Origin of the sequence: Bilifractor sp. LCP19S3_H10, from assembly GCF_052119185.1 — a bacterium.
Taxonomy (GTDB): domain Bacteria; phylum Bacillota; class Clostridia; order Lachnospirales; family Lachnospiraceae; genus Bilifractor.
In genome coordinates this window covers 91,191-111,697 of the sequence record NZ_JBQKFT010000005.1, presented here as the reverse complement: position 1 = coordinate 111,697, position 20,507 = coordinate 91,191, and the positions used below count along the sequence as shown (strand labels likewise).

The 20,507-nt window shown below is 48.1% G+C and carries 18 protein-coding genes and 1 pseudogene; 7 read left to right on the top strand and 12 right to left on the bottom strand.

Annotated features, from left to right (window positions below; translation table 11 throughout):
- The first annotated feature begins 1 nt into the window (after position 1).
- Positions 2-268: a heavy-metal-associated domain-containing protein gene (locus ACTQZS_RS05725; RefSeq protein WP_441474964.1), complete on the top strand. Its 267-nt coding sequence runs from the start codon at positions 2-4 to the stop codon at positions 266-268.
- A 460-nt stretch (positions 269-728) separates the two neighbouring features.
- Here the strand turns inward: ACTQZS_RS05725 and ACTQZS_RS05720 are convergent, their stop codons facing one another.
- A complete protein-coding gene (locus ACTQZS_RS05720; RefSeq protein WP_441474963.1) occupies positions 729-1,979 on the bottom strand; it encodes an AI-2E family transporter in 1,251 nt (416 codons plus the stop codon).
- A 311-nt stretch (positions 1,980-2,290) separates the two neighbouring features.
- On the opposite strand from ACTQZS_RS05720, the gene yfbR reads away from it, so the two are divergent.
- Positions 2,291-2,923 carry a 5'-deoxynucleotidase gene (gene yfbR / locus ACTQZS_RS05715; RefSeq protein ID WP_441474962.1) on the top strand — a complete coding sequence of 211 codons (633 nt, stop codon included), beginning with the start codon at positions 2,291-2,293 and terminating at the stop codon, positions 2,921-2,923.
- On the opposite strand, the gene ACTQZS_RS05710 is transcribed toward yfbR, so the two are convergent.
- From ACTQZS_RS05710 to ACTQZS_RS05665, 10 genes are all read right to left on the bottom strand, one after another.
- Positions 2,880-3,185: an AzlD domain-containing protein gene (locus ACTQZS_RS05710; RefSeq protein WP_441474961.1), complete on the bottom strand. Its 306-nt coding sequence runs from the start codon at positions 3,183-3,185 to the stop codon at positions 2,880-2,882. The two genes, yfbR and ACTQZS_RS05710, sit on opposite strands and share 44 nt — an antisense overlap.
- Position 3,186: 1 nt before the next feature.
- A complete protein-coding gene (locus tag ACTQZS_RS05705) occupies positions 3,187-3,951 on the bottom strand; it encodes an AzlC family ABC transporter permease (protein ID WP_441475037.1) in 765 nt (254 codons plus the stop codon).
- 131 nt (positions 3,952-4,082) lie between these two features.
- Positions 4,083-4,967 (bottom strand): methionyl aminopeptidase, encoded by an 885-nt coding sequence (locus ACTQZS_RS05700; RefSeq protein ID WP_441474960.1) that lies wholly within the window; start codon positions 4,965-4,967, stop codon positions 4,083-4,085.
- A gap of 157 nt (positions 4,968-5,124) precedes the next feature.
- Positions 5,125-6,900, bottom strand: coding sequence for a threonine--tRNA ligase (gene thrS, locus ACTQZS_RS05695; protein ID WP_441474959.1), 1,776 nt, complete (start codon positions 6,898-6,900; stop codon positions 5,125-5,127).
- A gap of 327 nt (positions 6,901-7,227) precedes the next feature.
- Positions 7,228-8,751, bottom strand: a complete 1,524-nt coding sequence (locus ACTQZS_RS05690; protein WP_441474958.1) for an AAA family ATPase — start codon at positions 8,749-8,751, stop codon at positions 7,228-7,230.
- A gap of 540 nt (positions 8,752-9,291) precedes the next feature.
- Positions 9,292-10,569, bottom strand: a complete 1,278-nt coding sequence (locus tag ACTQZS_RS05685) for a substrate-binding domain-containing protein (protein WP_441474957.1) — start codon at positions 10,567-10,569, stop codon at positions 9,292-9,294.
- A gap of 302 nt (positions 10,570-10,871) precedes the next feature.
- Positions 10,872-11,849 carry an ABC transporter permease gene (locus ACTQZS_RS05680; RefSeq protein WP_441100821.1) on the bottom strand — a complete coding sequence of 326 codons (978 nt, stop codon included), beginning with the start codon at positions 11,847-11,849 and terminating at the stop codon, positions 10,872-10,874.
- A 13-nt stretch (positions 11,850-11,862) separates the two neighbouring features.
- Positions 11,863-13,374, bottom strand: coding sequence for a sugar ABC transporter ATP-binding protein (locus tag ACTQZS_RS05675; protein WP_441474956.1), 1,512 nt, complete (start codon positions 13,372-13,374; stop codon positions 11,863-11,865).
- A gap of 15 nt (positions 13,375-13,389) precedes the next feature.
- Positions 13,390-14,370: an ABC transporter permease gene (locus ACTQZS_RS05670; RefSeq protein WP_441474955.1), complete on the bottom strand. Its 981-nt coding sequence runs from the start codon at positions 14,368-14,370 to the stop codon at positions 13,390-13,392.
- A 241-nt stretch (positions 14,371-14,611) separates the two neighbouring features.
- Positions 14,612-15,625, bottom strand: coding sequence for a LacI family DNA-binding transcriptional regulator (locus ACTQZS_RS05665; protein WP_441474954.1), 1,014 nt, complete (start codon positions 15,623-15,625; stop codon positions 14,612-14,614).
- Positions 15,626-16,386: 761 nt separating this feature from the next.
- Between ACTQZS_RS05665 and ACTQZS_RS05660 the strand changes: the two are divergent.
- From ACTQZS_RS05660 to ACTQZS_RS05640, 5 genes and pseudogenes are all read left to right on the top strand, one after another.
- A pseudogene (locus ACTQZS_RS05660) lies at positions 16,387-16,569 on the top strand (ATP-binding cassette domain-containing protein); the annotation flags it as partial.
- 77 nt (positions 16,570-16,646) lie between these two features.
- Complete coding sequence (gene tnpA, locus ACTQZS_RS05655; RefSeq protein WP_441474953.1) at positions 16,647-17,063, top strand: IS200/IS605 family transposase; 417 nt, start codon at positions 16,647-16,649, stop codon at positions 17,061-17,063.
- Positions 17,044-18,183: an RNA-guided endonuclease TnpB family protein gene (locus ACTQZS_RS05650; protein WP_441474952.1), complete on the top strand. Its 1,140-nt coding sequence runs from the start codon at positions 17,044-17,046 to the stop codon at positions 18,181-18,183. The genes tnpA and ACTQZS_RS05650 overlap by 20 nt, the downstream gene beginning before the upstream one ends.
- Positions 18,184-18,327: 144 nt before the next feature.
- Entirely contained in the window at positions 18,328-18,948 is a 621-nt protein-coding gene (locus ACTQZS_RS05645; protein ID WP_441474951.1) for an ABC transporter permease, read from the top strand.
- Positions 18,949-19,036: 88 nt separating this feature from the next.
- Positions 19,037-20,017, top strand: a complete 981-nt coding sequence (locus tag ACTQZS_RS05640) for a hypothetical protein (protein WP_441474950.1) — start codon at positions 19,037-19,039, stop codon at positions 20,015-20,017.
- A gap of 193 nt (positions 20,018-20,210) precedes the next feature.
- On the opposite strand, the gene ACTQZS_RS05635 is transcribed toward ACTQZS_RS05640, so the two are convergent.
- A complete protein-coding gene (locus ACTQZS_RS05635; RefSeq protein ID WP_441475036.1) occupies positions 20,211-20,498 on the bottom strand; it encodes an acylphosphatase in 288 nt (95 codons plus the stop codon).
- Positions 20,499-20,507 lie beyond the last annotated feature (9 nt).

The following is a 20,507-nucleotide window of genomic DNA, read 5'->3' as shown; positions in this document are numbered from 1 at the left end:
AATGTATAAGACTACAGCATCTATTGAGGGAATGAGCTGCGGAATGTGCGAAGCTCATATCTGCGATGTCATCCGCAAGACTTTTCCCCACGCGAAGAAGGTTTCTGCCTCTCATATCAAGAACACTGCTACCTTCCTGACAGATGATGAAATTGACAGCAGTCTGCTGAAGGAATGTATCGAGGAAACCGGTTATCACTATACAGGATGCCGGACGGAACCTTTCGAGAAAAAGGGGCTCTTCCACTTCGGAAAATCCAAGGACTAAATCTGTTCCAAAAAATCCGATAATTAATTTAAAAAATGTTTGACATTTCTAACTAGTTATGATATTGTATTAACCGAAGTTAGTAATCACTAACTGCGCTGCATACAAAATCCTTTCAAAATTGTGATGTCCGGAACGCCACGGACATCGCGGCCGCTTTGGCGCTGCCGTGCATTATCCTAAGCGGGGAATGCAGATCCCTCCGCACCGGCTCCCGGACCTCTCCGGGCAGGGAGCCGGAGAAAATCTGCATTCCAGAAAAAATGCGCGGCAGTCCAATCCGCCGGTCTTACAAAGGACTGCGGACACGCAGTGTGCAGCAACAGACATTTGGGAATGTATACCCATCATAACTAAATGGGACGTGCCCATCACACGCCCCGCCTCCTCAAATGAGAGGTGGCCTCATCACCCACCTCTAATATCTATCCGAAGCACTGCCTCCCATCAAGGCAGTGCTTTATTTGGGTTCTGCGCCTCTCTCGTCCGCCGCTTCCTCTCTCCTCTCTGACGCCGGTTCCGTGCTTTCATTCCGGCCAGCCTCATGGCCGTTTTTTTCTGCCTGTGCCCGCTCCCTGTCACGTTTCTTGCTCTTCCGGTTTTCCAGTACCACCAGAATATAATTGTTGTATACATAATCCGAAATTGCCGCGAACGGAATTGCCAGAAGTATTCCGGGTACGCCGAACATTCTTCCTCCGACAATAATGCAGACGAGAATCCACACCGATGAGACACCCAGCGTGTTGCCAAAAAGCTTTGGCTTGATGACATAACCGTCAATTGTCTGCAGAATTATTGTAAAAATGATAAACCACAGAGCGTGCCATGGATTGTTCAGCACAAGGATAAACGCGCCGACAACCCCGCCGACGATCGGTCCGAAGGTCGGCGCCAGATTTGTCACTCCCACCACCACGGAAATCAGAAGATTATAGGGCAGACCCGCAATCAGGAAAAACACAAAGTTTGAGACTCCGATGATCAGCGCGTCCAGAAGTTCTCCAACAATATAACGGATCATGATTGTATTGCAGTGATTCCAGAATTTACAGGAGCTCTGAAACATCCGTTCTGAGAGAATCGCGTGCATCAGCTTTCCGAACCCCGCCTGAAGCCTGCTCTTGTCCGCAAGAAAATAGATCGACATGATCACGGCAATCACCCAGGTCATGATGTTTCTGCCGATCGAAAACGACGTATTGATGATGCTGTCTACATTAGATGGGATTTTCCCCACTATGGTATCCAGAAGCGCCTGACCGCCGTTGAGAATCTTGGAAAAATCAAACCTTGATCCGGCTGCCTTCTCCTGCAGATTCGCGAGGAGCGTTCGAATCTCATCCGCATATACATTGACATTATTGAAGAAAGTAATTATGCTGTTTACAATCTGCGGGATCAATGCCACCATCAGGAACACAAATCCGGCCAGAATAATCAGGATCGTACAGACAACGGCCAGATTTCTCCGGGCTGTCTCCCTGCGCATCCGGCGGAACACGAAGTGTTCGAATACCTTGGTCAGCGGATCCATGACATACGCGATAATCAGCGCGATAATTACCGGATTGATAAAACCGAAGAAGGCAGCGATGCCTCTGCCGACCACATCAAGATGCGAAAAAAACAAATATACAAGAACGCCGATGCTGATTGCCAGCGCATTGGATGCCCAACGGTTTTTCAGGATGTTTTTGTTGAACTTCATAGGTCACTCCCGGAGTTGTAAGATACAGATTTATGCGCTGCGGTTGCTCCCGCTCGGTTCACGCAGTTGCTGCGCCTGCTTTATGCGGCCGCCCCGCCCGATTCATGGCAGCCGGCTTCATGCGGCCGCCCCGCTCAGTTCACACGGCCGGCTTCCCGCATGTTCCATAGTAATATAGTTCCTGTTTTAATGCAAGAAGGATGCTTGTCCGCAAACGCCATAAGACACCGTACGCAACCCCCACGGGCACTGCCCCTTTCATTAAACCTCCGTTCGATCGGAGGGTTATTCCATACAGAAAGGACGCTTATATGCAGCACAATTTTTTTGCCACGATCTCAAGAATGAAATACATTGAAAGATGGGCGCTCATGCGCAATTCCAGACCAGAAAACCTCAGCGAGCATTCCCTTGAGGTCGCCATGATCTCTCACGCGCTCTGCGTCATAGGAAATGTAAGATATGGGAGACATCTGAACGCAGAAAAGGCCGCACTCTGCGGCCTGTACCATGACGCGTCGGAAATTATAACCGGTGACATGCCGACGCCTGTGAAATACGCGAATCAGAAGCTGAAAACAGCTTACAAGGAAGTGGAGGCGGACTCCGAAAACCGTCTGCTCGATGAACTTCCGGATGACCTCCGTCCCGCCTTTGAAGGGATTTTCCATGCAGAGAGCACGGAAGAAGAGCACTATATGCGCCGTCTGGTCAAGGCCGCCGATAAAATCTCCGCGCTCATCAAATGTATCGAGGAGGAAAATTCCGGCAACCGGGAATTCCGGACAGCGAAATCAACCACCGAAGAATCCATCCGTCATCTCGCCGCTGAAATGCCGGAGGTAACCGACTTCGTGAACGAATTTCTTCCTTCATACGGAAGGACTCTCGATGAACTGCTCACAGAATCAGTCCGACCAAAAACACAACCACACAACAGCTGATCGCCACCGCGAAAAGATCTTCTGTGATCCACGCCACAATCAGCCCGACAATCAATGCCGCCGCGCCTGCTGCAACGTGATTGGTGGCCGTGAGAATGGCCGGAAAGGTCATCACCGCCAGAGTCACATACGGGACGTAATAAAGGAAGGACCGGAACCACCTGCTGCGGATCGGTTTCCGGATGAACAGAAACGGCAGAAGCCGGATGGCATAAATGGTCAGTGCCATGATCAGCAGAGAAAGATATATGTTTTCTGACATCTCAGTTCACCTCTCCCTTCTCCGCCGATTCTTCTCCGTCTTCTCGCGGACGCAATGCCGCCGCAATTCCCGCAATCACAATCGTCAGAATGATGACCCGGAAGCCGGAGGAAATACCGGAAAGTCCGGGAATCACGGAAAACAGCCAGCTTGCAAGCATCGATACACCTACCAGACCGCCGATAAAATGATTTTTCTTCGCCGGCGGAATAATGATCGCAAGGAACATCCCGTACATGGCGACGCCGAGCGCATTGGAAGCCCAGGCCGGCAGGATGTTCCCCATCAGCACGCCGAGAACCGTCCCCGCGCACCAGCCCGAGACCGAAACGGCAGTAATCCCGTAGGTATACCGCGGATCGAGGAAGCCGTCCACAGAGACGGACAGTCCGAAGATCTCATCCGTCATACAGTAGGCCAGGAGGAACCGGTGCAGGGGGCTGTTCTTCGGATCAAGCTTCTGTGTGAGCGAGCAGCTCATGAGAAAATACCGGAGATTGACAATGACCGACGTTGTGATCATCTCGAAGATGCCGGCGCCCGCCGAGATCAGATTAATCGCCGCGAACTGTCCTGCGGACGCCACCATCGTCAGCGACATCACAAAAGACTGCACACTGTTCATTCCGGCGTTTCTGGCCGAGATTCCCAGCGCGAATGAAACGGCAAAATAACCCATACAGATCGGAATTCCGTTGCGCAAACCGTACGCAAACCATCCCGCTGCAGAATGGGGTACCTTTTTCTTTTTCCCCACAGTATCCATCATATCCCCCTGCACACTTCCTTTACTGCCTTATCACAAAGCAGCAAAAAACCTCTTCATCTCTACCAGATCTACCAGAATACCACCGCATTCTCGCACCGACGGTCCAAAGAATTCTTCATCCGAAGGCCTCAGTACGCAATGACCTCGCATCCGTTCTCTGTCACAAGCACCTGTACCTCCCACTGTGCGGACGGAAGACCGTCCTCAGTATAGATCGTCCAGCCGTTTTCCTCATCCTGGAAAATATCATCGCGTCCCATATTCACCATTGGCTCAATTGTGAAGCACATACCCGGTACCATCAGCATCTCCGTCCCCGGAACACTGACGTAGCTCACCCACGGATCCTCATGGAATTCAATTCCGCACCCGTGGCCTCCAATTTCACGCACAACGCTGTAGCCATTCTCCACCGCGTGCTGATGAACCGCGTTTCCCATGTCCCCAAGACAGGTCCACGGCTTCACGTTCTTAATGCCAATCTCGACACATTCCTTCGTGACATCCACAAGCTTTTTCTTCTCCGGTGATACGTTCCCCATGCAGAACATGCGGGAGGAATCCGAAAAATAGCCATGATAAATGGTGGAAACATCTACGTTGATGATATCTCCGTCCTTCAGAATAACATCCGGAGAGGGAATGCCGTGGCACACCTCCTCGTTAATCGAGGTACACACGCTCTTCGGGAACCCCTCGTAATTCAACGGTGCGGGGATTCCGCCCATCTTTGTGGTCGTATCATACACGATCCGGTCAATCTCCTCTGTACTCATACCGATCTTTATTCTGGACGCAACCTCGTCGAGCACCGCGATGTTGATTTTCGCGCTGGCCTTGATTCCCTCGACCTGCTCCGGGGTCTTGATCAGCTTCCTTTCGGGAACGATAAATCCCTTTACCTCAAATTCACGGATTTTTTCATCAAAATCCATATGGCAATGTTTATACTTCTTTCCGCTTCCGCACCAGCAGGGCGCGTTGCGGTCTAATTTCTTATCTTTGAACTGCATATCTGCACTCCCTTTCTGTAATTGGAACGGGACAAACCGAAAGCGGCTGCCGCAGAATGGATCCACTGCACACCTGAACAATCAGTGCCCCGCCTTCAGACAAGAACCGAAAGCGGCTGCTGCAGAATGGATCTGCAGCAGCCGCATGGGTTCATCATCATTCTGCTGTATCAATCAGCTCCTTCAGATGCTCTCTGTCCATCTTCGTGCACATGGCAACGAGCTGATCCAGCGGTACATTGTGAAGCTGCTGCTTCTGACCGCGAACCGTAATGGATACAGTATCCGAAGATGCCTCCTGGTCGCCGACAACAACGATATACGGATCCTTGAAGGTCTTGTAGGTCTTGATCTTCTCGTTCATGTTCTTGTCCGCGTAATCAACCTCTACACGGATACCCGCGTTCTTGAGGGCGTTTACAACCTTCTTCGCGTAGTCGTTATGCTCCGGACGAATCGGAACAACAGCCACCTGATACGGGCTCAGCCAGAACGGGAAAGCTCCCTTGTAGTTTTCGATCAGAATACCGATGAAACGCTCCATCGATCCGAAGATCGCGCGGTGAATCATTACCGGCTGCTTTACGGAGCCGTCCTGTGCCGCGTACTTCATATCAAAATTCAGCGGAAGCTGGAAGTCCAGCTGGATGGTTCCCATCTGCCATTCTCTTCCGAGAGCATCCTTCATCTTAAGATCGATCTTCGGTCCGTAGAATGCTCCGTCGCCCTCGTTCACCTCATAGTTGCCCGGTCCGTATACATCGTCCAGAATATCCTTCAGATCCTTCTCGGCTTTGTCCCATACCTTGATGTCACCCATATAATCATCCGGTCTGGTGGAAAGCTCAGCCTTGTAGGTCAATCCGAAGGTTCCGTAGATCTGTGTCGCGATGCTCATGATATCCTTGATTTCAGAAGCGATCTGCTCCTCAGCCACAAGGATATGCGCGTCATCCTGACGGAACATCTGAACACGGAAGAGACCGTTCAGCTCTCCGGATTTTTCCTTTCTGTGGATGACATCTACCTGATTGATGCGGAACGGAAGATCTCTGTAAGAGCGCAGATGCTTCTTGTACACCAGAATCGCGTTCGGGCAGTTCATCGGCTTGCACGCATAGTAATCGCTCTCATCCTCCTTCACACCCGGGATGATGAACATATTCTCTTTATAGTGGCCCCAGTGACCGGAAGTCTGCCAGAGCTTGGAGTTGCTGAGAACCGGTCCGGAAATCTCCTGATATCCGTGATCCTCATGAATTCCTCTCCAGAAATTCAGAAGAGCGTTGAACATCTTCCAGCCACGGGGAAGCCAGTAAGGCATTCCGGGAGCGCTCTCGTCGAACATAAACAGTTCAAGCTGCGGTCCGAGCTTCTTGTGATCCCGCTCCGCGGCCTCGCGCAGGAGTTTTTTGTACTCCTTGAGCTGCTGCTTGTCCGGAAATGCGGTGACATATATTCTCTGAAGCTGATCCCTGTTCTCATCACCTCTCCAGTACGCGCCGGAAATGGAGCGAACCTCGAAAGCGACATTCATCAGCTCCTGGGAGTTCTCTACGTGAGGTCCTCTGCACAGGTCAACGTAATCATCGCCTGTATAGTACAGGGTGATGGTCTCGTCTTCCGGAAGTTCCTCGATCAGTTCTGTCTTGAACTTCTGATCCTTGAAAATTTCAAGCGCCTCCGCTTTGGATACAACCTTCCGTGTCCACGGTTCTCTTCTCCGTATCACCTCATGCATCTTGTCTTCGATGGTCTTGTAATCATCGTTGTTCAGCGTCCTCGGAAGTATGAAATCGTAATACAGTCCGTTCTCAATCTGCGGACCGATTGCATACTGTACATTCTCTTTACCGAAGAGTTCAATGACAGCCTTCGCAAGGATATGCGCGAGTGAATGACGATAAACCGCTAAAAATTCTTCTTTTTCCATAGTACGTCTCTCCTTTGCTAAGATCGCTACCAGCGATCTGCCTTATATAACTGCCACGCGCCGCTGCATTGCGCCGCTTTGCCTGACGAGTTCGATTATATACCCTCAGACTCGTATTGTCACCCGGAAATCAAACTTCGGCCGGTGTTTCCCTGAATATTGCGACTATCCTGCCGCTCAAACCATGCGTAAAAATACTTACATCAAGATGTGGTAAGTCTTTGCACAAGTTACACACTCCTGGCTTACACCCCGTGCCTCGCGAAGCCTTTTTGCGGCTGCTCAGTTGTCTTCCGCAGTCTTCTGCTGTGTCTGCCGTGCTGCCTCTCATCCGAGAATCTGTCTCACCATCTCCGGCGTGAAGGTAACACCCGCAAGGTCCCCCGTTTCAATCTGATAAAGGGCATTCGCCGCCAGATGTTCCGCCGCCTGCTCCAGATCACGGCAGCCGGGCATCCGGGCAAATTTCTCAATCACGACATCGGCCGCGTCATCCGGAATGATGCACTCTTCTGCCTTCATCCCCATCCGTTTCAGGATCTTCGGAAGAGAAAATCTCGAGAAGATAACCTTCTTTTCTTCCGGCGTATAATCCGGAATATCGATAACCGCGAATCGGCTCATCAGTGGAGCGCTGATCCGAGACTTGTCATTTGCCGTCGCGATCGGATAGACGCCTCCCGTCGGAATCATGCACTCGATGTAGTTGTCGGTATATCCCAGATTATCCAGAAGTGTCAGCAGAGCGTCCGCGGGATTTGCGCCGGAATCCCCCTGATCTGCCTTATCCAGTTCATTGATGATGAAGACAACATTGTCGGAGCCTGCTCTCGAGAACGCCTCCATGATCAGACCCGGTTTCGCGTTCGCGTAAACTCTCGGACTTCCGGTCAGTGCCTCCGGATCCGTTATCGCACTCATATCCAGCGATGCCCATGGAAGTTTCAGGATCCTCGCGACCGCATAGGCGATCTGCGATTTTCCCACACCGGCAGGACCGGCCAGAAGGAGTCCATAGGCAGGAAGAGTGTGTGTGCGGTTGATCTGGATGATCGTCTCAATGATTCTCTGTTTCACCTTTTCCAGTCCGTACAGCTCCTCGTCGAGAATTTCACGGGCGCGCTTCGGATCGATCGACTCAAACCATGCGCCCTTCCACTGAATATTCAGCATCATGGAAAGCGCACGCTGCGCATGCCGTCTCTCGTCCTGGCTGATGGTATTGGTCCGGATCAGAGACAGATTCCGCTGTGCCCATCTCCGGATATTCGACGGAAGGACAGCTCCCGCACACGCCAGAAAATCCGTCATGCTTGAAATGTCCGTCAGCTTTACCTGCTCTTCCTGCTCCTCCTCTTCCTCCTCCGGGTCAGATTCCTCCTGAAATCTCCCCGCCAGAATCCGTCCGATCGTCATCTGCAGAAATCCGTCCGTGCCTGCGGCAACCTTTCCCGAATAATTGACCGCATGAACCTTGTAAATTCCGAAACCATCCGCCATCTGACAGCCGGACAGCCTTACCGGAACCTGATTTTCTCCCAACCATCTGATCAGCCGTTCAAACCTGCGGTCCACCCTGAGGATATCGGTATACTCCGGACCAGCCCCGGTCTTATACTCAAACCCAGTCCTTCTCGAAGGATTCATGAAATTGCCTGTAACATGGTGCTTCAGTTTTTCCCCGGACGGCTGTCTCAGTATGAGAAACGGATGCTCCGGATTCGCTGTATCCGCCTCAGAATCAAATGTCGTATAGGTACATACGGGGCCATCCGGACTTTTTGCCTTCTTCGCCTCCCGAAGAGATTTCAGGTCAAATACCTGACTGCCTCTTGACTGGATTTCCGTCATTTCAATTCCTCCGATAGATAAAAATATAAGAACGTTGTCTTCAGCTAATAAGTTATGGTGCCCTCCGGAGTTCAGCTGCCGCAATACTGATCCCAGAGTATACCTGTCACAGCGAATTTGCCACAATAGGCCTGCAGGATTGCAATTGTTTCTTCACATACTCTTTGAGTCTAACAAAATCGGCTTCGCAAATCAATATTTGCATATGCGACGCGCGTGACGATCCTGTCTGCGTTTTCGAAGAGCTTATACAGTAAACCCCATACGATAAGTCGTGCCACATACTGTATAAGCTACGGATTGCTCCGTGCTTCGCACTCCCGCAATCCTACAGGTATTCGCGTTTTCGCCGTGTTTCACACGGCTTCACGCTCATACCTGTTGCCTTCGAAATCGCATACAGTCTCTTACACACGCTTCGCGCGTGACGATCCTGTCTGCGTTTTCGAAGAGCTTATACAGTAAAAAGGAGCGCGGCCATCGGCCGCACTCCCGTCATTTTAAATGATATTCATCTGAACAATACTGACTTTCAGACAATTAGTCGTACAGGTTCGGAGCGATATCCGGATCGTCGATGTTGTCTGCGTTGTACCAGTAACCTGCTGTCGGAACATCCTGAAGCTCCTGTCCGTTAGCAGCTGCTGTCAGAGCATAGATTGCGTAATATCCCATCATCAGAGGAGACTGGGTAACTGCGCCATAGAGCTGTCCGCTCTGTACTGCTGCCTTGATGGTAGAACCAGCGTCGAAGCCGACACCGATAACGTCGCCGTTGGATACGTCAGAACCAAGAACGGAAAGGTTAGCATCTGCTGCCAGAACACCTTCTGCTGCGGTCTGGTTGGAACCGAAGATTGCGATGGTATCCTCTTTGGAAAGGATGGTCTGTGCCTCTGTGGAGCAAAGCTCTACAGTTGTCTGTGCCGGAACTGCTACCTCGATTACAACATCTGTGTCACCGGTATCAGCGCCTTCAGCGTTGTTTACATAGAACTCGTTGCCTTCTACGGAAACGGTCTTGCCGTCTGCCTGGATGAGCTTGATCATCTCGTTGATGAATCCAAGACCACGCTGCTGAATGTTCAGAGCGGTAGCATCCTGGTTAACCTCACCGATACGAACCTGGCCGTCAGCGTTCTTGATCTCATCCTTGATCGCGTCATACATGTTGTCTGCTGCTACAGAGCCTGCCTGTCCGTTATCTGTTGCTACGGTACATACGATGGATCCGTCCGGAGCATCCGCAACACCTGTATCAAATGCTACAACAGGAATTCCGTCTGATGCGCAGGTCTTCAGAGCGTCAAGTACGGAAGTTGTATCGCAGGCTGCAAGGCCGATTCCTACCGGCTTGGAAGAAATTGCGGAGTTCAGCATGTTAACCTGGTCAGCGATATCAGACTCGGAGTTCGGTCCCTGGCAGTCATAGGTAACACCAAGCTCGTCAGCTGCCTTCTTCATACCCTGCTGAGCGGCATCCCAGTAAGTGGACTGGAAGGACTTAACCAGCATCGGGAAGTTGTAAGCCTCGTTTGCCTTCAAGCCGTCAAACTGCTTTGTAGCGTCATCTGTGCTCTCTGCCGCGGAGCTGCTGGATGTGGATGCAGCAGCAGTCTCAGAACCGCTGGTCGATGCTACGGCTTCTGTGGAAGAGCTGGAAGTGGATGCTGCAGCGCTGCTGGAAGTGGATGCTGCTGAGCTGCTGGATGACTCAGATTTGCTTGCTGATGTACTCGTGGATCCTGATCCGCATCCTGCAAGCAGAGTTGCTACCATTGCTGCACTCATTAAGGTTGCTACGACTCTACGTTTCATGTTTTTCCTCCTTTAAATACATTTATTAGTTTTTGTATTTATTTGCATTCCGAAATGTCCCTTCCGGAAATAACAAATCCAATATATCATTTTTTGAATAAACTGTAAACATTTTTTGAACAATCTGTGTCCAAAATCATCCACAAATTATTGTTTGAAATTTTGTCGCTTTCGTATAAATTCTTTGAAAATGTCAAATCTTTTTCTGAACCCGCGGCCGGATGCAATTCTCAGGCTCGTTGCCGTCAAATATGTCTGACAGCAAAGAACCTTCTGCACCCGCCCGTGGCTGAATGCAAGCTTCAGACTGCAGCTGCGCGGCGTTTCTTGATGATATCAATCAGTACGGCTACAATCAGAACCACACCGGTGATAATCTGCTGCCAGTTCGCCTGCAGACCGATGTAGGGAAGACCTGTCTTCAGGAGGCAGATGATCATTACACCGATGAAGGTACCGATAATGGAACCGTAACCGCCGGTTGCGGATACACCGCCGACAAATACTCCGCCGATGGCATCCATCTCAAGTCCGGCTCCGGTACCAGGCTGTACGGTGGGCGTTACCGCCGCATAGGCGATCGCCGCAAGTCCTGTAAAGAAACCGCAGACAACATAAACCATTACGTGATAGAATTTTACATTAATTCCGGAAAGAGCAGTTGCCTCTCTGTTCGATCCGATGGCAATGGTATAACGGCCGAATCTGGTGTGATTCAGAACGAACTCCATGACAAACATCAGCACCAGCATCACGAAAAATCCGATGGGGAACTTGAACGCTCCTCTTCCGGAGCCGAAGGTCAGCTTGAAGATCGAGTGAAACCATCCGCCGGGCTGCTGCAGCGTCGGCCACGGAGTAGCCGGGCACATAGATCCGATACCACGGGTAATCATACAGGTGGAAAGAGTGGCAATGAACGGAGCCAGTCCCATGACACCGATCAGAACTCCGTTCAGAAGTCCGATCGCGCATCCGAAGAGGATGCAGATCAGCATGGCAGCCACAACCGGAATGTTGTTGTTCCGGATCAGGGTTCCGCCGACCAGCGCGTAGCATACCATACCGGTACCAATGGACAGGTCTACACCTGCGGTAATCAGCGGGAAGGTTACGCCAAAGCCCATCAGCATGTCATAGTAAGAGAAGTCCAGCATACTAAGGATAGAAGAATACTTACGGAACTCCTTACTAAATATGAAATAGATTACCATCAGCAGAATTGCGATGAGTAACGCTATATATCTCTGATCATTCAATAAAGATTTCTTCTTCGTCATGTCTGTCTCCCCCTCAATTGATATTCCGAGTAGCCTTATCCATGATGTTCTCCTGTGTGGCTTCCTCGATCCGGATTTCACCGGTCTTCTTGCCCTCACACATAACCACGATACGGTCACTCATTCTGAGAATCTCAGTCATTTCAGAAGAAATCATGATAATCGATTTTCCTTCTGATGCCAGCTTGTTCATTAATTTGTAGATCTCGTTCTTCGCGCCTACATCGATACCTCTGGTAGGCTCATCAAAGATCAGGATATCACTGTTACGAATCAGCCACTTGGCAATGACAACCTTCTGCTGGTTGCCGCCGGACAGGTTCATAACTAGCTGATCCGCGCTCGGTGTCTTTGTCGCGAGTTCCTTGATCAGTCTCTCTGTCTCCTTCTTTTCTTTTGCCTTATTGATAAAAGGTCCGTTTGAAAAATCATCGAGACATGCCAGTGTAGAATTCTCAATGATCGATTTCTGTACAACAACTCCGAAACGGCGTCTGTCCTCGGAAAGGTATCCGATGCCGGCTTTTACCGCGTCCTGCGGGTTGTTGATCGTAACCTCATGCAGCTTTCCGTCCTTGCCCATGATGGAGATTGTTCCACTCTGCTTCGGATCTGCGCCGAAGATTGCTCTCGCCGTCTCAGTACGGCCAGCACCCATCAGACCGGAGAATCCTAGGATTTCTCCCTTGTGAAGTTCAAAGCTCACATCCTGAACCATATGGCCCGCGTTGAGATGATCCACCTTCAGAACAACCGGTGCGTCCGGCGGACACATGCTGTGCGTCTTCGGATCCTCATAGATTACACGTCCTACCATCATGTTGATGATGTCTTCCTTCGTGGAATCCTTGGTAATCAGCGTTCCTACATATCCGCCGTCCCGCATGACCGTTACACGGTCTGTGATGACCTTGATCTCGTCCATACGATGAGAGATGTAAATAATACCCATGTTCTGCTCCCGCAGATCACGGATGATCTTGAACAGATCATCAATTTCCTTCTCTGTCAGCGCGGCAGACGGCTCATCGAAGATAATCAGCTTGCAGTCATGGGAAATTGCCTTGGCGATCTCGCACATCTGCTGCTTTCCGACTGTCAGATTCTTCATCTTCTCTCTCGGGTTGATATCGATCTTCAGCCGCTCAAACAGCTTTTTGGAATCCTCGATCATCTTTCTGTCATCGATACGGATTCCCTTCTTCGGCTCCCGGCCGATGAAGATATTCTGCGCAACGGTCAGATCGCCGACCATGTTCAGCTCCTGGTGCACGATGACTACGCCCGCGTCCTGAGCCTCTCTTGTGTTGTGGAACTCTACTTCTTTTCCAAAATATGTGATCGTTCCGGAATCCTTCTTGTAAATTCCGGTAAGAACCTTCATCAGTGTTGATTTTCCGGCACCGTTTTCTCCCATCAGCGCATGTACTTCACCGGCTCTTACCTCGAGGTTTACATGATCCAGTGCGTGAACGCCAGGAAAAGATTTATCGATACCCTTCATTGTTAAAATGACTTCGCCCATTCTCTTCTCCTTTCCTTAGTTCTTTCTGCGTCTGGCGGTTACATCGGCGTATACTGCGACGATAACGATGATACCTGTTACAATCAGCTGTATATCTTTACCAAGTCCAAGTGCAAGGATTCCCTCCTGCAGCAGTGAAATGATAAATACACCGATTACCGTTCCGAGAATAGATGCAAGGCCGCCGACCATGGAAGTTCCTCCCATGACGCATCCTGCGATAGCCTCGTTGTTGTACTGATCGCCATATCCCGGCTGAACTGTGGTATATGCTGCCACGAAGAAGATTGCCGCGATACCGGTAAGAAGTCCGCACATTACATATGCGCTCATCTCCCACTTCTTCGTGTTGACGCCGGACAATCTGACCGCTTCACGATTGGATCCCAGACAGAGAATATAGCGTCCCATCTTTGTATTGTAGAGAATGATGCCGCAGATAACAGCTGCGATGGCGAAGATCACCAGGCCGACCGGGAAACCGTTGAAGGATACGATGTTACGGAACCATCCGTTCACCGGATCCGTGGAAAGCGGCCAGCTCTGTGACTGCGTCTTGGTGAATACGGCAGCAGCACCCTTCGCGATGTTCATCGATGCCATGGAAATGATAAACGGCGGGACCTTCTGATACGCCACCATATATCCGTTGAAAATTCCAAATACCAATCCGATAATGATTGCAATGATGATGTCCGCAACCAATGGCATTTTGTAGGAATTCAGGCAATAGCCTCCGACCAGCGCGCAGCAGAACATAACCGGTCCGATCGAGAAATCGATACCTCCTGTTGCGATTACAAAGGTAACGCCGAGTGACAAGAAGCCAAGAAAATAAACGTAGTTCATGGTATTCAGCAGGTGCTTTGTACCCGCGGCCGCAAATCCTTTGATTCCGACACAGAATGCCACGTACATGAGAATCAATACGCAAATCAGTATGATTCTGTTGAATCCGATTTTCTTGACGATTGGGTTTTGCTTGATCTTTTCCAATTTTCTCCCTCCCGATGCATAGTTTTTGCCTTTCAAAGCTCCGGACGATCTGCGGTTATCGGCACCCGTGGCATCCGGCGTTTTGTGAGATTTCACCAAAACCTGTCATGGTGAAACGTTTCGCTGTGTCTTATTATGGCTTAATTCACATTTCTTGTCAATAGTTTTTGCACAAATAAACCGTGTAAATTCACAGTTTGTCGTTCAATTGCACAAACTCTAAAACTCTGCACATTTATTCTCAGCACTCGCATCCCCCTATCGGGCGAATCGAATCCCCCTTCATCACCGTTGCCTTCAGCACAACGTTTCTAGGTGCAAGATCTTCCTTGCTGTTGATCCGTTCCAGCAGCAGCTCTACACTTCTGGACCCAAGTTCCTCCATCGGCTGCTTCATCACGTAAAGCTTCGGACTGATGATCCTCGGCAGAAGAAGATCATCAAATCCAAACAGAGAAATATCTTCCGGGCAGTGAAATCCGGACTCATTCACCGCCATCACAACTCCCAGGTTAATATCGTAATTTGCCATAAAAACCGCCGTCGGCCGCTCCGGCAATGCCAGAAGCTCTTTCATGCTCTGATATCCGTAATCCACCGTCTGGCTTCCCGTCTTGATGTATTCTTTTCGCATCTCAAGCCCATGTTGTTCCATCGCCTCCAGATATCCCTGCATTCTCTGCGCTCCGGTGTATTCATGATCAGAACAGATAATTGCAATCTTTCTGTGTCCCGCACCAATCAGAGTATTTACTGCTTCCTCCGCGGCTTCTTTATTATTGATGGTAACACAGTCTTCCCTGTTTCCATTCAAGGCCCGGTCAATCAACACAATGGGGATGCCGGCATCCCGTGCCGGCTGCAGAAAATCCGCATCCCGCTCTGCCGGTATAATGATGATACCATCCACCTTCTTATTAAGAAGAAACTGCAGATTCGAGTGCTCCATCTCCGCGTCTCCGGCGGAATCGCAGATCAGCACACCATAGCCTTTTTTTCTAAGTTCCTTACCGATGGTGCTCAGAATCGTCCCGTTGAAGATACTGGCAATGTTGTACACGATGACACCGATTGTCTTTGTCCGGTTCGTGACCAGTCCCCTTGCGATTTCATTCGGCCGGTAATGCAGGCGCTTCACTGCTTCCTCGATCTTCTCCCTGTTTTTCGGGAGTACATTTCCTCCGTTGAGATATTTTGAAATTGTCGCAAGCGAAAGGCCGGTTTCCTCTCTGATATCCTTAATGGTTGCAGGCATATTTTTCCCCCTCTTACTCTCTCCGGCGAATTTTTTCGTCACATTTCTAGAACAAAACGTTTCGTAATGAAATAATTATATATTTTTGCACAAATTATTTCAAGAGTATTCTTAAGCTCTATCACTTCTGGCTGCCCATTCCCCTATTTCGAAGCAGGATCATCTGCTGCGTTATTTCTTCTGTTCGATCATTCTTCTTCTCGATTATTCTCTTTTGGCCCAAGGTCGTAAATTCAAGAATTTCTTCCTTACACACAGCACCTTTTCGTTTTACTCTCGCCGTTTACAGGGGTCGTAAATACCAGAATTTCTTCCTTACACACAGGACAGATCTGTCCGTTCTGAACAAGGGAATCTCAACTGTCCTTGCTGATGTATGCGGACCATTCAGACATGATTATGAACGGTCCTGGATAATTCCCTCCTGCACAGGTGAACGGAACTTCCGAAGAGAAATCAGATATAAAAAGCTACCGCCTAAAAGTTCATAGCCGTATGAAATATGGATTGACAGCGTTGGAGCAGGCTGTCAGTATGGAATTAAAAGGATAAATCAGAATTAGAAGCTCGTAATTCTACAGGCGTTTACCAAACCTCACAAGGTTTTCATAAAGTCCTCCGAATACCTGCAGGATTTCGGGAGTGCGGAACACGGAGCAATCCATATCTTATACGGTTTGTGGCACGACGTATCTTATGTGGGTTTCCTGAGGTATGTATGAGCATTTTGAAAAGATAGAAAATTAACAGGAGGAAAGCGAATGAGCGATATTATTCAAATCGATAATCTTAACAAAAGCTTTGGAAGTGTAAACGCTGTTCAGGATTTGAGTTTTCGCGTGAAAAAGGGAGAGCTGTTTGCTTTTCTTGGTATCAATGGGGCAGGAAAATCAACTACAATCAATATCATGTGCGGACAGCTGTCGAAAGACAGCGGAAGCGTTTTTATTTTTGTGTCTTGCTATGTTATAATCTAATTACAAATAGGTCAGTCGTACTTATTATAAAGGTTATAAATACAATGCAATTAGGCACAAATAATCATTCGATATTCGTGCTGCACTATCATCTTATCATGTGCGTAAAATATCGGAACAAGGTAATAGATGACGAGATTTCTATACGTCTGAAAGAAATATTTGTCAGGATCGCTCCTACATATAACATAACATTGGAAGAATGGAATCATGATGTCGATCATGTTCATATTCTTTTTAGAGGACAGCCAAATACAGAGATCAGTAAATTTATCAATGCCTATAAATCTGCAAGCAGCCGTATCATAAAGAAAGAATTTCCTATGATACGTAAATTCCTTTGGAAAGAGATGTTTTGGTCACAAAGTTTTTGTTTACTGACTACAGGAGAAGCTGCTGTAGACATTATTAGGCAATACCTTCAATCTCAGGGTAAGAAAAATGGCAAACAGGGCAATTAAGTATCGGATATATCCTACAACGGAACAAAAGATCATGTTTGCAAAAACCTTTGGCTGCTGCCGCAAGGTTTATAATCTCATGCTCGCAGATAAGGTGGAAGGCTATAAAGCAACTGGTAAATTCCCAACGGTTACACCGGCAAAGTATAAGAAAGATTATCCATATCTCAAGGAAGTCGATAGTCTTGCTCTCGCCAATAAGCAGCTGGATCTGCAGGCAGCTTTTCGCAATGCTTTTAGCAAAACCCGTAAGAAGAAAAATGGTTTTCCAAAGTTCAAATCCAAAAAACATAGCCGAAAATATTATACGACAAACAACCAGAAAGGTACGGTTGCGATTATAGACAACAGGTATATCAAACTTCCAAAGGTTGGTAAAATCAAAGCTGTGATCCACCGCATTCCTGATAGCAGATGGATCATAAAATCTGCTACGGTTTCCCAGGAATCAGATGGAAAATTCTATACTTCTGTTCTTTTTGAATTTGAGCTGGTCGAAAACGGTTATATAGCCGACAAGACAAATGCGATCGGACTTGATTATGCGTCGGATGGCTTATATGTAGACAATAATGGTATTGTCGGCTCAAGCCACAAATACTATCGTGAAAGTCACAGAAAGCTGGCAAAGGAACAGCACAAGCTATCACGAAAAGCAGGTTCTAAAAAGAATGAGATAAAGTCGAATAATTATCTCAAACAACTCCGCAAAGTGAATAAGGTTCACAGACATATTGCTAATCAGCGGCTGGATCATCTACACAAAACATCTACTAAGATAGCCAATCAGTATGATGTTGTTTGTGTGGAGACATTGAATATGCGATCTATGGCAAATCATGGGTTCGGTAACGGAAAAGCCACTCTCGACAATGGATATGGAATGTTTCTTTCGATGCTTGAATACAAGCTGTCTGATAGAAATAAGTATCTTGTCAAAGTAGATAAGTGGTTTCCTTCCTCGCAGCGATGTCATTGTTGCGGCAAAATCCATCCGGAGATGAAAAGTTTGCAGACACGTATCATAAAATGCGATTGTGGGCTCACTATGAGCCGTGACCAGAATGCAGCAATCAATATCCTGCATGAGGGATTACGATTACTTGCTGAAACAGCCTAAACAAAATATATAGTAGGGATGGAATAGCCCGAACTTATACGCCTGTAGACATTGTGTAAGACATTGAGTTACGTATCATCGTAGCCAACGCAGTAGTGGTTGAAGCAGGAAGCTCCGACTTCTATAAGTCGGAGTAGTTCACTGGTGCAGGATAAGGCAAATGGTACGATAAGAGATTTAAGAATATCTCCCATGAAGCCAGCTGCACTCTCGCTGAGTTATTATGTTGCGGCCTTGCTTTCAACACTGATTATTTGCTTTTCTGCAACGGGTATCTGTCTCGCTTATGTGGCTATTGTCGGCTGGTATATGTCGCTCAAAGACATATTCTTTTTGTTTCTGGATGTTTTACTCCTTGTTTTGTTTGGAACAGCATTATCTTCGATTATTAACTTTTTCTTATCAACGCAAGAGCAAATTTCAGCAGTAGGCACAATCATCAGTGCGGGATATGGGTTCATTTGCGGCGCATATATGCCTATTTCTTCATTCGGAAAAGGGCTGCAAAAAATAGTCTTATTTTTGCCGGGTACTTATGGTACATCACTTATCCGAAATCATACCATGCAAGGGGCCCTTGCCGAGATGCAAAATCAAGGTATTCCAGCAGAGGTTATTGAAAAGCTTAAAGATTCCCTTGATTGCAATCTTTATTTTTTCGGAAGTCAGGTAAATATCGGAACAATGTATATGATACTTGGAATTACTATTTTGGTATTGGTTGGGATTTATATTCTGTTAAACAAATTAAAAGATACTATATAAACTTGTCGTGATGATAATGATTTGCCTTGAATTTTTTCCTTAACAGCGAACCCAGTATAGTCAGATATTAACAAAAAGGAGAAGCGCTATGAAAAACAAATTGTTTTTTAAACACATCCTGTTGTTGATAGCAACAACCACTTTGGTTCCGCTTCTGTCTGTACTCATCCTGCACAATACGGTCTTTGCAGCAGCGATACCCGCAGATTTAAAGGAATCCTCAGAAGCCATACAGAAGATGGCTGCGGAATGTTATGAAACGGAACATTCCAAAAAGCCCGACCAGATCACGATCGATTATGACAGCGCCTACGGAATTTATATTGATGTAGATCTTTTCAGCGGAAGCAGTAAATCATTCCGGGAAGTCATGGATTTATGTGCGAAGGCTCCCATGTGCTATATCGTGCCGATTCAAGCAGATGGGCAGACAGCCATTGTTGAAGTCAGTAAAGGACTTCCTCTGAACACTTCCACCTCGAGTCTTCTTACGGAAGAAGAAAAAGAAGAAATCAAGAGCAATGAGGGAAAATGGATACCCGCAAGTCTCACCTTTGAAACGACTCCCCAGAGCACAGAACAGCAGGTTCATGAACTGCTGGATAAAAACGGACTTTCTTCCGAAACAGACCATTGCCTGATAGGCGGAGTTCCCGGAATTCATGATCTGATTCTGGTTGCAGATGCCGGGAACGGCTGTGTCTACATTCCGTTTGACAAGAGTATCTCCACCGCCTATGAATCCAGCGCTAACACAAAGGCCCTCTCAAACGAGCCGATTACAGCCGATTCCTCGGAGGGACAGAGCGCAATGATTACTTCAGACAGTCAAAATATTGCGCAAACCGGAGTGGATGAGGAATTAAAGGAAGGACAGGCGTATTCCTATGAAGATTTTCAAAAGATCGCCCTTAAGAACCGTCAATATGAACAGGCGGACGATATCGTTTCCGGAGATGCGACAGCCGCCGGCCATTCATTCGGATACCATGTCATTCTTGGAATTGGGATCGGAATCATAATCGCAGTCGCAGCGGTACTGATCAGAACGCGATTCAAAAACCGATAAATTGATAAACCGATACACCCGAGAAACCGATAAACCGAGAATATCTTTACTAAGAATCAGTCCGTAAAATAGCGAGATAAAACACGCTGCGCGAGTTTTATCTCGCTATTGCGACGCTCGCGTAAATTAATTTAGGCCCGGCAGCAAGCTGCCGGGCCCATTCAAGCCTCTCATTCTTTGAAGGTCACTGTTCTCAATATCCCTTCACATCAAAATAGTATTCATGCTCTTCCACCGGAATATTTTCCCGCTTCACATGTTCGATGTTAATCCAGGTTCCCTTGCTGATATTGTATACAAGCCGGTAGAGCTGCTCCTTCGTTCCCTGGGCTTCCATGACGACGGATCCGTCCCATTCGTTTTCCACCCAGCCGGTAACGCCCAGCTCCCTTGCCGCATACTTTGCACGATACCGGAACCCGACTCCCTGTACATCGCCGGTAAAGGTCATTCTCTCTCTGATGATTTTTTCTCCGTTTATATCCATAAT

What these genes read in the sequence shown, in the direction of transcription:
- ACTQZS_RS05650 (WP_441474952.1), top strand. Translation starts at nt 17,044, where the DNA reads ATGGCAAACAGGGCAATTAAGTATCGGATATATCCTACAACGGAACAA.
- ACTQZS_RS05680 (WP_441100821.1), bottom strand. Translation starts at nt 11,849, where the DNA reads ATGACGAAGAAGAAATCTTTATTGAATGATCAGAGATATATAGCGTTA.
- ACTQZS_RS05710 (WP_441474961.1), bottom strand. Translation starts at nt 3,185, where the DNA reads ATGTCAGAAAACATATATCTTTCTCTGCTGATCATGGCACTGACCATT.
- ACTQZS_RS05640 (WP_441474950.1), top strand. Translation starts at nt 19,037, where the DNA reads ATGAAAAACAAATTGTTTTTTAAACACATCCTGTTGTTGATAGCAACA.
- ACTQZS_RS05705 (WP_441475037.1), bottom strand. Translation starts at nt 3,951, where the DNA reads ATGGATACTGTGGGGAAAAAGAAAAAGGTACCCCATTCTGCAGCGGGA.
- tnpA (WP_441474953.1), top strand. Translation starts at nt 16,647, where the DNA reads ATGCAATTAGGCACAAATAATCATTCGATATTCGTGCTGCACTATCAT.
- thrS (WP_441474959.1), bottom strand. Translation starts at nt 6,900, where the DNA reads ATGGAAAAAGAAGAATTTTTAGCGGTTTATCGTCATTCACTCGCGCAT.
- ACTQZS_RS05725 (WP_441474964.1), top strand. Translation starts at nt 2, where the DNA reads ATGTATAAGACTACAGCATCTATTGAGGGAATGAGCTGCGGAATGTGC.
- ACTQZS_RS05720 (WP_441474963.1), bottom strand. Translation starts at nt 1,979, where the DNA reads ATGAAGTTCAACAAAAACATCCTGAAAAACCGTTGGGCATCCAATGCG.
- ACTQZS_RS05700 (WP_441474960.1), bottom strand. Translation starts at nt 4,967, where the DNA reads ATGCAGTTCAAAGATAAGAAATTAGACCGCAACGCGCCCTGCTGGTGC.
- ACTQZS_RS05685 (WP_441474957.1), bottom strand. Translation starts at nt 10,569, where the DNA reads ATGAAACGTAGAGTCGTAGCAACCTTAATGAGTGCAGCAATGGTAGCA.
- ACTQZS_RS05665 (WP_441474954.1), bottom strand. Translation starts at nt 15,625, where the DNA reads ATGCCTGCAACCATTAAGGATATCAGAGAGGAAACCGGCCTTTCGCTT.
- ACTQZS_RS05675 (WP_441474956.1), bottom strand. Translation starts at nt 13,374, where the DNA reads ATGGGCGAAGTCATTTTAACAATGAAGGGTATCGATAAATCTTTTCCT.
- yfbR (WP_441474962.1), top strand. Translation starts at nt 2,291, where the DNA reads ATGCAGCACAATTTTTTTGCCACGATCTCAAGAATGAAATACATTGAA.
- ACTQZS_RS05690 (WP_441474958.1), bottom strand. Translation starts at nt 8,751, where the DNA reads ATGACGGAAATCCAGTCAAGAGGCAGTCAGGTATTTGACCTGAAATCT.